Origin of the sequence: uncultured Polaribacter sp. (assembly GCF_947501385.1) — a bacterium.
In the GTDB taxonomy this organism is placed as follows: Bacteria; Bacteroidota; Bacteroidia; order Flavobacteriales; family Flavobacteriaceae; genus Polaribacter.
The window spans coordinates 70,606-86,980 of record NZ_CANMVP010000007.1; the positions used below are offsets into that span (position 1 = coordinate 70,606).

Annotated in this window: 7 protein-coding genes; all 7 read left to right on the forward strand. The window is 31.8% G+C overall.

The window, feature by feature from the left end:
- Positions 1-15: 15 nt before the first annotated feature.
- Positions 16-1,596, forward strand: coding sequence for an alpha-amylase family glycosyl hydrolase (locus Q0998_RS06340; RefSeq protein WP_299667747.1), 1,581 nt, complete (start codon positions 16-18; stop codon positions 1,594-1,596).
- Between the two features lie 566 nt (positions 1,597-2,162).
- Positions 2,163-4,907 carry a triple tyrosine motif-containing protein gene (locus tag Q0998_RS06345; protein ID WP_299667750.1) on the forward strand — a complete coding sequence of 915 codons (2,745 nt, stop codon included), beginning with the start codon at positions 2,163-2,165 and terminating at the stop codon, positions 4,905-4,907.
- 209 nt (positions 4,908-5,116) lie between these two features.
- Entirely contained in the window at positions 5,117-8,200 is a 3,084-nt protein-coding gene (locus Q0998_RS06350) for a TonB-dependent receptor (RefSeq protein WP_299667752.1), read from the forward strand.
- An 11-nt stretch (positions 8,201-8,211) separates the two neighbouring features.
- The gene (locus Q0998_RS06355; protein ID WP_299667755.1) at positions 8,212-9,744 is read left to right on the forward strand and encodes a RagB/SusD family nutrient uptake outer membrane protein; all 1,533 of its coding nucleotides are present in this window, start codon (positions 8,212-8,214) and stop codon (positions 9,742-9,744) included.
- Between the two features lie 11 nt (positions 9,745-9,755).
- Entirely contained in the window at positions 9,756-11,762 is a 2,007-nt protein-coding gene (locus tag Q0998_RS06360; protein ID WP_299667758.1) for a carbohydrate binding domain-containing protein, read from the forward strand.
- 38 nt (positions 11,763-11,800) lie between these two features.
- Positions 11,801-12,721 carry a glucan endo-1,3-beta-D-glucosidase gene (locus tag Q0998_RS06365; protein ID WP_299667761.1) on the forward strand — a complete coding sequence of 307 codons (921 nt, stop codon included), beginning with the start codon at positions 11,801-11,803 and terminating at the stop codon, positions 12,719-12,721.
- Positions 12,722-13,196: 475 nt separating this feature from the next.
- Positions 13,197-16,370, forward strand: coding sequence for a glycoside hydrolase family 2 TIM barrel-domain containing protein (locus Q0998_RS06370; RefSeq protein ID WP_299667763.1), 3,174 nt, complete (start codon positions 13,197-13,199; stop codon positions 16,368-16,370).
- Positions 16,371-16,375 lie beyond the last annotated feature (5 nt).

Genomic DNA, 16,375 nt, shown 5'->3' on the forward strand with positions numbered 1-16,375 from the left:
TTTAGTTGTAAATCAATGACTACAAAGAAAATAGAGAAAGAATTTGTTTGGGAAGGTGCAAATATCTACTTCTTGCTAACGGACAGGTTTTATAATGGAGATTCCTCTAACGATATCAATTTTAATAGAACTAAAGAAACCGGAAAGCTAAGAGGTTTTAAAGGTGGAGATATTAAAGGAGTTACTCAAAAAATTAAAGAAGGGTATTTTACAAAACTAGGAATCAATGCCATTTGGATGACGCCAGTTGTAGAACAAATTCATGGAGGTACAGATGAAGGTACAGGAGTTTCTTATGGTTATCATGGCTATTGGGCAAAAGATTGGACAAAAATTGACCCGAATTTTGGAACAAAAGAAGATTTAAAAGAATTGGTTGCTTTAGCTCATCAAAAAGGAATTCGAGTTTTGTTAGATGCAGTAATCAATCATACCGGACCTGTTACAGAGAAAGATGCTGTTTGGCCAGAAAGCTGGGTAAGAACAGCACCACAATGTAGTTATGATACTTATGAAAATACAATTTCTTGTACTTTGGTTAAAAATTTACCAGACATTAAAACAGAAAGTAACGAAAATGTTGACTTACCGCCACAATTGGTTGCAAAATGGAAAGCTGAAGGGCGTTATGAGCAAGAAATAAAAGAACTAGATGCTTTCTTCAAAAGAACTAGACATCCAAGAGCGCCTCGTTTTTATATTATGAAATGGCTAACAGATTATATTACAGAATTCGGAATTGATGGTTATAGAGTAGATACCGTAAAACATACAGAAGAATTTGTTTGGCAAGAATTTAAAAAAGAATGTGATATTGCTTTTGCAGCATACAAGAAAAATAATGCAAATGAAGTTTTAGATGATAACGATTTTTATTTAGTTGGAGAAGTCTATAATTATACAATTTCTCATGGAAAATCGTTTGATTTTGGTGATAAAAGAGTGAATTATTTTGACAAAGCATTCAATAGTTTAATCAACTTTGAGTTGAAGTGGAATGTGAAGCAGATGACTGAAAAAGATGTTTTTTATAAATACGATTCCATTTTACAAAATGGTTTAAAAGATTACGGAGTTTTAAACTATATGACCTCTCATGATGATGGGCAACCTTTTGATACAAAAAGAAAGATGCCTTATAAAACAGCTACAATGCTGTTTTTAACCCCAGGAACATCTCAAGTGTATTATGGAGACGAATCTGCTAGAGATTTAACAATTGAAGGCACTGTTGGTGATGCTACTTTGCGTTCTTTTATGAATTGGGGAGACATTGAGAGTGATGAAAATACCCAAGAAATTTTAAACCATTGGCAAAAATTAGGGCAGTTTAGAGCAAACCACATGGCTATTGGTGCTGGAAAGCATCAATTAATCTCTGAAGAAAATGGATTGATTTTTTCTAGAGTAAAAAATGAGGATAAAGTTATTGTAGGAATCAATTTACCAAAAGGAAATAAAATACTAGAGGTATCATCAATATTTAAAAATGGCGATCGTATAAACGATTTCTATTCAAAGCAAACTAGCGTTGTTCAAAACGGTAAACTTGCAATACAGTCTAATTTTGATATTCTTTTGTTAGAAAAAAAATAGTGTTAAAAGAATCAAATTAGTCTCTACCTACTTTATTATATTCATTAATAATATAATAAGCCCAAAAGATTACGCAAAGACCAACAAAAAGAGAAAAATACAATACAATGCTATCTGCGCTCACGATGTATAAGTTTTATGTAAATCATTACGCCTAGTAAAGTAGGAGCCCAGAGTCCAAGAAAAAGTCCGTGTAATTTATCACCAGTTAAAAAAAGATATTCTGCTAAAAGTATAATAAGAACACACAATGCTAACATTAAAAAGTTAGAAATTCCTATTTTATTGATAAACTTCATTCGAAAAATTTCTATAAAAATAATTAAAATTATGAGTATTCTTCAATAGTATTGATGTAAAGTTTTCTTTTTATTTTTTTTTTGGAGAAAATACATCTAAATTTAACTTTTAGAAAACTATACAAATTTCTTTTTTATCAAGATAATTATCTGATAATAAATGAAATGTATTTAAATATCACCAAACAATTTTAAGAAATGAAAAAATTTATCTGTACAAAAAGATTCTTAGGATTTTTTTTATGTCTATTCAGTTTTTTAAAATTAATGGGTCAAGACTTACCTCCTATAAATGTATTTACCCCAGAAAATTACAAAGCAGAAAGTCAAAACTGGGACATTTCTCAATCTGAAAACAGTTTTATATATGCTGCAAATAATAAAGGTCTTTTAGAGTATAATGGCGCTTCTTGGCAATTGTATGAAACTCCTAACGAGACAATTATGAGGTCAGTGAAAGCTTTTGAAGGAAAGATATTCACTGGCTTTTATATGGATTTTGGTTTTTGGATAAAGAACGAATTTGGAAATTTAAACTTTTCTTCAATTGTAAAAAAGCAAAAAATTACAATGTTAGAAGATGAACAAATTTGGAATATCATTAAAATTGATGGCTGGATGTTGTTTAAGTCTCTACAAAGAATTTATTTATACAACCTAGAAACTAAAGAAATTAAAATAATTGAAGCAAAAAATAAAAATCGAAAACTATCTATAGTAGATGGAGTTATTTATTTTCAGAAGGATGAAGAAGGCTTGTTTAAAATCGAAAATGGAACCCCAAAGCTAGTTTCTAACAATACATTATTTATGAAGTATACCATAGTTGATATATTTAAAAAAGAAAATAAACTTTTAATTTTAACGGAGCAAAATGGTTTTTACTTATTAGATAACAAAAGACTCGTAAAATGGAAAATTCCTTCAGAAAATTTACTTAAAAATAAAAAGGTGTATAGTGTAAAGCAACTAAGAAATGGAAATTTTGCAATTGGCACAATTTCTCACGGACTCATCTATTTGAATAGTGATGGAAGTTATAATTATCAAATCAATCAAAATACGGGTCTTAGTAATAGCACAGTTCTTTCCATTTTTGAAGACAGAAGTAATAATATTTGGTTAGGACTTGATAATGGAATAAATTGTATAAATAATACCTCTCCTTTTAAAATATATCAAAATAAGAATGATTTTTTAGGAACTATTTATACCTCTATCATTCATGATGGGTATTTATATTTAGGGACAAATCAAGGGTTGTTTTATAAAAAAAATGATTCAGAAACGACATTTAAATTTATAGAAAATACACAAGGACAGGTTTGGAGTTTAGAACCAATTAACAATACGTTGTTTTGTGGTCATGATTCTGGTACTTTTATAGTAAATAAAGCAGGCGTAACGAATATTTTTGAAGAACAAGGTACTTGGATGTTCCTGAAAATTAATGAAAATACAATTCTTCAAGGATGCTATGACGGTTTATATATTTTAGAAAAAGAAAATAATTTATGGACACTAAAAAATAAAATTGAAGGTTTTGATACTTCAAGTAAGAATATTGTTCACGTTGAGAAAAATACCTTCTTTGTAAATCATGAATATAAAGGCGTTTTTAAAGTAAAAATAGATGATAATTTTAGAGAAATTATTAACTTAGAAAAAGAAGCGTCAATAAATAAAGGATTGTATTCAAGTATCATTAAATATAAAAATGAAATACTGTATGCCAATAAAGCTGGCGTTTATAAATACATTAGAAAGAAGAATACTTTTAAAAAAGATAGTCTTTACAGTCAACTTATTTCTGAAAATGGATTTGTTTCAGCAAAATTGGTTTACAATGAATCTAAAAATAAATTATGGTCTTTTTCAAAAGATCATATAAAATATCTTTTTCCAGGAAAATTTAGCAGTACTCCACAGATTCAAAAAATTTCAATTTCAGAATCTATACCGAAAGCTGCTTCAGGTTATGAAAATATTATTCATCTAAAAGAGGAACAATATTTATTAGGTACTTCTAAAGGTTTTATGAAGGTGAATTTAAATCTTCTTGAAGATCCTTTAGACTTTAAGGTAGCTATTAATAAGGTGAATAGTTTTGTAACAGATGAACCAAAAGAAAGTGTTGATTTATCTGTAGAAAGTGAATTTGCTTACAAAAATAATAATTTAGAATTTTTCTACAGTGTACCTAATTTTGATAAGATTAATACAACAACATATCAATACCAATTAGTAGGTGTAAACAAAGGTTGGAGTGAACCAACCAAATCGAACTCAATACTTTTTGAAAATATTTCGTATGGAGATTATGTCTTTCAAGTAAGAGCAATCATTGGTGGTAAATTAAGTGTTAATGAAGCTTTATTTAATTTTAGAATAGCAAGACCGTGGTATCTCTCTACCTTAATGATTACTCTGTATATTTTACTGTCCTTATTGTCTTTTTACTTAGTTCATATTGCTTCAAAACGTTATTATAGAAAACAAAGAGAAGTTTTATTGGAGAAAGCAAAAAAAGAATCTGAATTAAAAGAGTTAGAAAGCAATCAACAAATAATAAAGTTGAATAATGAGAAATTAAGGAATGATATTAACTCAAAAAATAAAGAGTTAGCAACATCTACCATGAGTATGATTAAAAAGAATGAATTTTTGAGTACTATAAAAAATGAACTTCTATCAGGTGAAGAAAAGAATGTAGCAAAAGTGGTGAAAATAATTGATAAAAATTTGAACAATACAGATGATTGGAAAATGTTTCAAGAAGCCTTTAATAATGCAGATAAAAAGTTCTTAGATAAGATAAAGGCTAAACATTCAGATTTAACTCCCAATGACCTCAGATTGTGCGCATATCTTCGTTTAAATCTGTCTTCTAAAGAAATTGCGCCACTTCTAAACATATCACCTAGAAGTGTAGAGGTGAAAAGGTATCGGTTAAGAAAAAAGATGCATTTAGATCACAATGCCAACTTAACAAATTATATTTTAGAAGTCTAGCACCACATCATAAGTTTAATGTACCCATACAATACCACAACATTAGGCTTTTAGCTTGTTTTTTTTATACTCTTCTCTTGCCCTATTTATAAGTGATTCCTGTTTTTTTTTAATAAAAAATTGTGATGTATGTTTTTTGTTGCGGTGTTTTTTATGAGATTAACAATAATTTGGCGCTAAATTTATAAAAAAATCAAAACTCTTCATTTATGAGAAAACAAATCACATTTTTACTGCTTATTTTAATAGGTTTTTGTGCTACTGCACAAACTATTAATATAAAAGGAGTTGTTAGCGACGCTGCATCAGGAGATGTACTTCCTGGAGTAAGCATCATCATTAAAGGAACTACTGTAGGTGCAGAAACCGACTTTGACGGGCTTTATAACCTAGCAAATGTTAACAGAGGGGCAACTTTAGTTTTTAGGTACTTAGGCTACAAACAAAAAGAGGTTCTTGTAAACAATGCTACTATAAACGTTTCTTTAGAAATTCAAGCAGAGGCTTTAGATGAAATTGTTGTTATTGGTTATGGATCTCAAAAGAAGAAAGAAGTAACTGGTGCCGTTTCTATAATTAGTAATGAAACTATAGAAAATCTTAAGCCAGCAAGAATCGAGCAAGCGTTGCAAGGTCAAGTTGCAGGTGTAAACATTACATCTTCTTCAGGAGCTCCAGGAGCGCCACTAAATATTAGGATTCGAGGTGTTTCTACAAACGGAAATAATAATCCACTTATTCTTTTAGATGGAAATGTTATTGAAGATTTAAGTGTTGTAAACCCTTCCGATATTGAGTCTATGAATGTTTTAAAGGATGCAACTGCTGGTATATATGGGGTTAGAGGCGCAAATGGTGTTATTCTGATAACAACTAAAACTGGTCGAAAGAATTCAGATTTTAAATACACGTTTAATTCATACACAGGTGTGCAACAGACAACTAGAAAGTTGCCTTTATTAAATGCTACAGAATATGGTTTGTTGGCAAATGAAGCTTTTGCAGCAAATGGTGAAGCGTTACCTTTTTCTGACATTTCAAGTTTAGGACAAGGAACAGACTGGCAAGATGAGGTTTTCCAAGACGCTATAGTTTCAAGTGTAGACATAAATATTGCGAAGGGAACAGAAAAAGCAACCTACTCTTTTGGGGCGTCGCATTTGAATCAGGACGGAATAGTTGGCGGAAGTAAAGCAAATTTCAACAGAACTACAGCTAGATTGAGTTTTAGTTATGATATTTTAGATGATTTAAAATTTACTTCATCTACTATTTATACAAATACAAACAGAAAAGACTTAGCGGAGAACACGTTAGGTTCTGTATTGTTTAATGCGTTAAATATGCCAGCAAATTTATCAGTTAGGGATGCCAACGGAGATTTTACAAGAGCACCAAATGCTGGTGTAGGTATTGAAGTTATCAATCCGATTGCACAAGCAGAAACTACGTTTAATCAAACTAGAATAAATAAATTTGCTGGTAGCTACAGCCTAAAATATTCATTTTTAAATGGCTTTTCTGCAGAGTCTAGAATTCAATTAAATTACTCTAAAGTAAATTTTGAAAGATTTAGCCCAAAACTATTTTTCGGTTCTGGAAAAGTATTTAACACTGTTGGAGACGAGGCAGAATTAACAGATAATTCAATCTTAGCAGGGTATTTTCAAAATGAAATATCATTTCAAGATTATACTTTTGATGCGCTATTAAAGTATGAAAAAGTTTTTAATGATGTTCATGATGTAAAAGTTTTACTAGCAACCTCAGTTTTTAAAACGCAAAGTAATTTAATTAATGAAACGAATAGTTTTGCTACAAGTGGTACAAACCTAGATAATGTTGTCGTTGGAGATTTGCAAGATAACGGAGATGGCTTACAAATTTTTAAAGATAGAAATAACGGTTCAGACTTGAGGTTTGATACGAGACTGTTGTCTTATTTTGTGCGTTTTCAATATGGTTATGATAGCAAGTATTTATTTTCCGCTGTAGTAAGAAGAGATGGTTCTTCAATTTTTGGGCCAGAAAACAAATTTGGTATCTTTCCTACAGCATCTGTAGGTTGGGTAGCTTCAGAAGAAAGTTTTTTAGAAGATTCAGATGCTATAAGTTTTTTGAAATTTCGAGGTAGTTACGGTGTCATTGGTAATGATAGAATTCCAACAAGTTCTGGATTTGTTTCTTTGGTAGATGGAGAAGGAGAATACGTATTTAATGATCAAATTAATTTTGGGAATGCAATAGGGGCTTTATCAAACCCAGGAATTAAGTGGGAAAGACAAATTCCTTTAAATATAGGTATGGATGTAGAATTTTCTAATAACATAAATATTACAGTAGATTATTTCAATAAAAGAACAGAAGATTTATTAGTACAACCACAAGTATCGGGTATTTTAGGGGTTGGAGCACCAGGCTCTCAGGGGCCTTTTGTCAATGCAGGGACTATAGAAAATAAGGGTATCGAATTTTCTGTGGGATACGAAAAAAGAGTTTCAGATGACTTCAAATTTAGTCTAAACTATAATTTGACAACCATAGATAACGAAGTTATTGAAGTTAGTGGTGACAATGCATTTTTAGTAGGAGGTTCATTTGGAGTGGGGCAAGAGGAACCGTCTAGAATGGAAGCAGGGTTTCCAATTGGGTACTTCTATGGATATAAAACAAACGGAATTTTTCAAACACAAGCAGAAGTTAATGCGCATGCAACTCAAACAAATGCAAATCCTGGAGATTTACGTTTTTTAGATACTAATGAAGATGGTAAAATTACAGTAGAAGATAAAACATATATTGGAGATCCAATTGCAGATGTAACCATGGGTTTTAATTTCTCTTTTGACTATAAAAACTTTGATTTTAATATGTATCTATTCTCTTCAATTGGCAATGAAATTGTTAGAAATTATGAAAGAGATCAGCCATTAACTAATAGGTCTGTTAATTATTTAGATCGTTGGACAGGTCCAGGAACCAGTAATTCTTTTCCAAGAGTTACAACTGGGGCAACTGGTAATACGCTATTTTCTGACTTCTATGTAGAGGATGGTTCTTTTGTAAGATTGCAAAATGTGCAATTAGGATATTCTTTAAATGATGGCATTACAAAGCAAATTGGTTTAGATAATTTACGTTTTTACTTTACAGTAAATAATTTATTTACACTAACAAAGTATAGAGGGTTTGATCCTACAGCTAGCAGTGGAAACCCTATTGGAGCGGGAATAGATCAAGGTTTTTATCCAACGCCAAAAGCATTTTTATTAGGTTTAAATGTTAATTTTTAATAAATAAGAAAATGAAAAAATTGAACATAAAATTTTTAGTAGTATTTATTATCATAATTAGTCTTAGCTATTCTTGCTCCGATGATTTTGTAGAAGTAGAATTTCAAGTAGAAAATTCCGAAGACTATTTTAATTCCGAAGATGATTATCAGAATGCACTTATTGGTGCTTATGATTTATTACAAGCAACATATCTAAATGCTTTATTAGGGGAAATTGCCTCAGATAATACCTTAGGAGGTGGAGATAGTGCTACTGACGTTATAGGAATTACCGAAGTTGATGACTTTACACATACTCCAGAAAATGCTCAATTAAGAAGTATTTGGAGTTGGATGTTTGCAGGAGTAAATAGAGCAAATTTTATTTTAGAATTTAAAGATAAAACTGATTTCTCAGGAAAAGAGCAGGTTTTGGCACAAGCTAGATTTTTAAGAGCTTATTACTATTTTGAATTGGTAAAATGGTTTGGAGATGTACCTTTATCAGTTGATAAAAGAATTTTATTTGGTGAACAATTTAATATTGATAGAACTCCAAAAGCAGAAGTTTACGCTCAAATAGAGTTAGATTTAATATTTGCAGTAGAGAACCTTACTTATACACAATCAGAAACAGGTAGAGTTACAAAAGGCGCTGCGCAAGCTTTATTAGGGAAAGCATATTTGTATCAAAATAAATTTGAAAAAGCTTCAGTTGTTTTAGAAGATTTAATTCAAAATGGGCCTTATGATTTAGTTACCGATGCAACCGCTTTTCAAAATCTTTTTGAAAATGATAGCGAGAATAGTATTGAGTCAGTTTTTGAGGTTCAATATAGTGAAGATCAAGGATCAAGTTTTGATTGTTTGCAATGTAGTGAAGGAAACGTTGCTGTCGGTTTTAGTGGAATTAGAGGTTATAACGGACCAGATTTTACATCTGGATTTAGTTTTAATATTCCAGTACAAGAATTAGTTGATGCTTTTGAAATGGGAGATAGAAGATTAGATTTAACTATTTTAGATATCAATGCATGGTCTGTACAAACTGGCGCTACTTTTAACAAAGGGTATGAACATACGGGCTATTTTAATAGAAAATATTTACCAAGAAAAAGAGGAGTAGATGCTCAAGGAGATAGAAATTTAACCAATCCAAATAATTACAGAGCAATTCGTTTTTCAGACGTACTATTAATGGCAGCAGAAGCTTTTAACAGAAAAGAAACGCCAGACGACGTAAAAGCACAAGGCTATTTAAACCGTGTAAGGCAACGCGCATTTGGAGATATGATGCATAATATTTCTGCAACTGGAGCAACTCTAACAGAAAATATTTATGATGAAAGAAGAGTTGAATTGGCTGGAGAAGGGCATCGTTTTTTCGATTTAGTGAGAACAGGAAAAGCGAAAGAAGAAATAGAGAATAATGTGGATGTAACAGAAAATAATGGAACAGAGGTTGCTAAAATTTTTGTTGTAGGAAAGCATGAAGTTTTTCCAATTCCTTCAGTAGAAATTCAACTAGCTGGAAACAGATGGGCACAAAATCCTAACTATTAAAATTATTGAAAATGAAAAAAAATAAAATTTTATTTAAAATTATCATTGCACTTCTAGTTTTTGGTGCATGTAAGGACAATGTTAGAGATTTAGATTTCTTAACTTCTATTCAACCACCTTCAGAGGTAACTGCAGCATATAATATCACGCAAGATAATACGGGTTTGGTAACAATTACCCCAACTGCAGATGGCGCGTCAGAAATTCAAGTGTTTTTTGATGACGGAACTGGTGAATCTGAGACTTTAACGAATGGGCAAAGTGTACAAAGAGTTTATACTGAGGGTACATTTAGCATTAAGTTGGTCGCATCTAATACTGTTGGAGGAGTTACCGAAGCAACACAACAATTAATTGTTTCTTTTAACGCACCTCAGAATTTGGTAGTTGTAATAGAAAATGATGAATCTGTATCTAAAAAAGTAAATGTTACGGCAAATGCAGAGTTTGCAACGATGTATGATTTTTATTCTGGAGAAACTGGAGCAGATCCTATTTCTGGAAATATTGGAGAAACTATTTCTTTTCAATATCAAGAAGCAGGAACTTATGCAGTTAGAGTTGTAGCAAAAGGAGCAGCCATCGAAACAACAGAATTTTCTGATAGTTTTGAAGTAGAAGAAATACTAGATCCAACAATGGCTGCACCTACGCCGCCATCTAGAAATGCAGATGATGTTATTTCACTATTTAGTAATGTGTATACAGATGTTAATGTAGATACTTGGAATACCTCATGGAGTCAAGCTTCTTTTGAAGACGTAATAATTAATAATAATGCAACGAAAAAATATACTTCTCTAAATTTTAATGGTATAGAAACGATTGCTAGTCCTGTTGATGCTAGTTCAATGACTCACATTCACTTAGATATCTGGACACCCAATATGACAGAGTTTAAATTAAAGTTAGTAGACTTTTTAGGAGACGGGTCTGGTGGAGCAAATACAGAGGCAGAGTTAAGCTTTGTACCAACTCTAGGAGAGTGGGTTAGTTTAGATATAGAATTAACTAATTTTACTGATGCAGGTATGACTGCTTTAAGCGATTTAAATCAATATATTATTTCAGGAAATCCATCTGGATCTGGAATTATTTTCGTTGATAACGTTTATTTTTATAGACCAAGCTCAGCATCTACTTTTAATAGTGGATTGTTGAAAAATGGAGATTTTGAAAGTGGAAGCGAATCTTGGATAGTAGGTGTAGATGATAATACTCCTGTATCAGTTGTAACAAATGCTGGAAATACTTATTACTCTGCTAATGTTACCAATCCCAATTCATCAGAACCTTATCTTGTAAATGCAAGTCAAAAGTTAGAAATTATTGATGGAAATACTTATACATTAACCTTTGATGCATGGTCAGATAGGGATAGATCAATTATTGGAGGAATCGGTTTAAGTGGTGGTAACTTTGCCAACAATAGTGAACCTGTAAATATAACTTCTGCTAGAACTAAGTATTCACTTACATTATTAGCAGATGGTTTTGGTGCAACAGACGCGCGTGTTCTTTTTGATTTAGCAGGTGAAGCTGGTCTAGTTAATATAGACAATGTATCTTTATTAATAGGAACCGGAAACATTGTTATTAACGGGGATTTCCAAAACGGAAATGCATCTTGGATTGTTGGAGTAGACGATAATGCACCTGCATCGGTAGTTTCTGATGGCGGAAATATATATTATTCAGCAAATGTAACAAATGCAAATTCTGCAGAGCCTTACAGAATAAATGTTAGTCAGAAATTGGAAATTATTGATGGGGAAACATATAGTTTAACTTTTGACGCTTGGTCAGATAGAGATAGATCTATATTAGCGGGTATTGGTCTTAGTGGTGGTAGTTTTGCAAATACTAATGAATCAGTTAATATTACTGCAACAAGAACAACTTACATGGTTACATTACTAGCAGATGGTTTTGGGGAAACAGATGCCAGAGTGCTTTTTGATTTAGCAGCCGAATTAGGTTTAGTTAACATTGATAATGTTACGTTATCTAAAATCTAATTTTGTTTATAAAAATCTAACTTTATAAAATTATAAAAATGAAAAAAATAAAAAATATTTATATAGCGTTATTCTCTCTGGCAATTCTATTCTTGGGTTGCCAAGAAAATGATTTTGAGTTTGGAGACATTGTAACCCCATCAAACATTCAAATTAGTATAGAGATTGTGGGTGCGGATGCTACAAATCCCAACGGTGACGGTAGTGGTGTTGTAAATTTTAGTGCTACAGCAGAAGGAGCATTATCATATCAATACATTTTTAACAATTCTACAAATGCAACTCCTTCTGGAGAATACACATACAGTTTTAGTACTTTAGGTTTAACAACTTATACAGTAACAGTTGTTGCTGTTGGTACAGGAGGTGTGTCAGCTGCTAAAACAGTACAAGTAGAGGTTTTATCAACCTATTCTCCACCACAAGAATTGTTAGATAAATTATATGGAAATGGTTCAAAAACTTGGAAAATTCATGCGATGAAAGATGGCCATTTTGGATTAGGGCCTGTTGGAGGAGCAATGAATCAGTTCTTTGGAGCTGGAGCAAATGGTAAAGCTGGAGTTGGTATGTATAATGATCGTTATATTTTTAATATAGATGGTACATTTACTCATATAACAGATAATACGAATGATGTAGCAATGGTAAATCCTTTAGGTGACATATTTGGAAGAAATCCGTATATATTTGATGACTTAGGTCAGCAAGCAACTGCAGGAAGAGAAGGAGACGATGTTTTAAACTATGAGTTTCAAGATTACACAGCAACAATGTCGTTATCTGCACCAGGTGGACTAGAAACAATATCTCTTACAGGTAAAGCTTTTATGGGCTATTATACCGGTGGAAACCACACTTACCAAATTTTCGATCGTTCTGTTCCTAATGAAATTATTTTAAAAACAACAGATGGAAATAGTGTGTTTGATTGGTGGTTTATTCTAGTGTCCGAATAAAATTAGATGGTATAACTAAAAAAGGTAAAAGGTTGGGATTAATCCTAGCCTTTTTTACTTAAATTTTCCCCTTTTCTATCATCGAAAAACTATGCGAATCTTAAGATTGTATCTAATTTTTTTTATTTAATAAATATAAATAACTTTTCTTTTGAGGCTTAGGATTAATATTTGGGATAATACCTAAGTGATATGTATAATTAAATATTAAAAAAAGCATTCAAGAGCAATACATCACCACAACATTTCATTTTTTTATAGATATTCCGAATTTAAAAAGCAGCACTATCTGGTGTTATAGGCAATAAAATGAATAATATTTTGATTTGTATGTTTTTTATTGAGGTATTTTTTGATGAATTGATAATTAATTAGAACTATTTTTATGAATATTAAAAATAGCATCTTATTAGTTTAATATTTTTAAACAAAATTATTTTATAACATTTGATGTTAGAACCTAAACAAACAAATTATGAAGAACCATTTTTTAAGATTATTACTTTTTTTAGTAAGCTTTAATTTCTTTGCTCAAAAGAAGGTTGAGATTATCAACAATGAAGAGGGCATGAAGTTAGTTGTTAATGGAAAAGACTTTATGATCAATGGTATGAACTGGGATTATGTTCCAATTGGTACAAATTACTCCTATAGTTTATGGAAACAACCTGAAGATTTAATTAAAGCTGCGTTAGATGCAGAAATGGGTTTATTAAAAAATATGGGTGTCAATGCGATTCGTGTATATACAGGAATTCAACCAAAGTGGATTGCCTATATCTACGAAACCTATGGAATTTATACGATGTTAAATCATTCTTTTGGTAGATATGGTCTTACGATTAATAATGCTTGGGTTCCTGTAACAGATTATAGAGATCCAAAAACAAAAGAAATGTTGTTGTCTGAAGTAACAGAGATGGCAAAGATTTACAAAGGGACTCCAGGTTTGTTACTTTTTCTTTTAGGAAATGAAAACAATTATGGTCTTTTTTGGGCAGGTGCAGAAACAGAAGATTTCCCAGATGATGAAGAGATGAAAAGGGCAATGGGAGAAAAAAGGGGAAGACCTATGTATAAGTTGTTTAATGAAGCGGCTAAACAAATGAAAGCAATAAATCCACTTAACCCAATAGCTATCTGTAATGGAGATTTACTATTTGCAGATATGGTAGCAGATGAATGCCCAGATATAGATATTTATGGTACAAATATGTATAGAGGTAAATCTTTTGGAGACGCTTTTGAAAGAGTAAAAAAAGAGCTAAATAAACCAATTTTGTTTACAGAGTTTGGAGCCGATGCTTTTAACTCATTAACAAACCAAGAAGATCAAAAAATGCAAGTATTTTTTATGGTCGAAAATTGGAAAGAAATTTATGAAAATAGTGCAGGATTAGGAAAAGTAGGAAATTCAATTGGTGGCTTTACATTTATGTTTAGTGATGGTTGGTGGAAATTAGGACAAACAGAAAATTTAGATGTTCATGATACCGAAGCTTCCTGGTCTAATGGTGGTTATTTTTTAGATACCAAAGATGGAAGTAACAATATGAACGAAGAATGGTTTGGAATTTGTGCAAAAGGACCAACAAATGAAGCTGGTCTGTATACTTTATATCCAAGAGCAGCATATTATTCACTAAAAGAAGTACATAGTATAAATCCTTTTGGAGAAGATGTTACCGCTAATTCTATGGCAAACCATTTCTCTAAGATAAGTTTAATGGATGGTGTTTTAAGAGCTAGAGGAGATAAAGCTGCTTTAGGAGGAAATGAGAAAATTAAATTAAGTAATTTAAGAGCAGAATTTACAACATTCAATACAGGTGGAAGTTTATTAACCACTCCACAATTCTCTGACGGAACAGGTCAAACCATACCAGACAGACTAGGTTTTGATCACATGCAATCTTATTTTATTGGTGTGCAAGGACAACCAACTTCTAACATGAGAGCTGAAATTAATTTTAATATTTTAGGAAATGTTGCTGGGAATCCAATAGATGATATTTTTTATGAAAATGTAGGAAGACCCATTCAAGTAGATGCTCCAAATGGTATTGTAACATTAACAGACAATAATAGAGTAAGAGTTTACAATGCAGAGTTTGAATGGAAAGCAAAAGATTTTGACATGAGAGGTTTTTATAGAACAGGTCATTATCATTGGGCGTATGAGGGAGACATCTTTGGTTTATATCCAGAGGCAAATTACGGACCTAATTTAGATATTTATAATGGAGAAATCTTAGGTATTGAAGTTGATGGTAAAGGAGCGTTGGCTGGATTAAAAGCGGCATTTGGTCCACAACTTTGGTGGGGAGCAAATCCTGCAGTATTATTAAAATATAGAAGAAAATTGGGTGGTTTAAACTTTACTGCCATTTATCATAAAGATATTGTTGCTGGGAATGGGATAGATGAAAATGGAAATCGGATTTTAGACCCTACTCAAACAAGATCAGGTTTTATTCCTGCTTTACCAACGGAAAGAACAACAATTGCATTAGAAAAGAAAGGTAAAAATTTCGGTTTTCAATTAGGAGCCATTTGGGCAGGAAGACCTATAAACGGTAGAACTTTTCAAGTAACAACAGGAGATGTAGGTAACTATACTGTATATAACGATAGAATAAACGCTAAAGACAATTGGGGAGGTAAAGCTAAAGTTACTTACTCTAATGGAGGTTTTAATTGGTACGCACAAGGTTCCGTTATGGGCTTAGTTGCCAATGGTGGAGTGGATCCTACTTTAACTTTTACAGGTTGGAAATTAAAAGATTCAGGAAGTGGTAATATGAGTAACTTCTTATCTGGTATTGCTTATAATTTTGGAGGTAAATTTCAAATAGCCCCTAATTTTCTTTACCAAAAACCTTTAGTAGATGCGATGCCAAATAATATTGGTTCAGCTCCAGGAAGACTTAGAAACTTTGTAGATGATCCTTTTGCAGTGAGAGGAGGAAATAGAGAAACTACTGCAGGTGAAATATTATTCACGTTCGATCCAACTCCAGGAACCTATATGTATGATTGGGATAATGATAGAACAGAAGATGCAAAATTTGCATTTAATTTAGGCTTTGTATACCGTCATTTGCCAACAACACAAGATGCTGCGATTGGTTTTTTCGCAGATCGTTCTTTTTTCGCATTTGATCAATCTGCTCCAGCAAAAGATTTATGGGAAGTAAATTCTAGAATTGTTTCAAAAGTAAATCCCGATTTAGGACTTATTGCCAATGTATATTTTGGAAATGCGCAACCAAACGGAAGCGATGCAAGAACAATAGAACGTTTTGGGGGTGATATTAGAATGGTTAGTAAGAAATTTAAATTAGTGCATACTTGGAAAATTAATGATTGGGGACCTTTTGATTATCATAGAGATTTCAATTTAACATATCCAGTTCAATTAATGTTAGATGTATCTACATCGGTTGGAAAACCAGACTGGTTTATTTTACCAGACACAAAAATTGGACTTCGAGGAACTTGGCGTTCATTAAATGAGTTTTCGCCAAGATATTCACCAAATGCTACATCTTCTGCATTTGCGACATCTCCCACCATAAGTCCGGTAGGATTTCCTGACGGATCAGAATGGGAAATAAGAACATACATTCATATTAACATCGGAAAATAAGATAG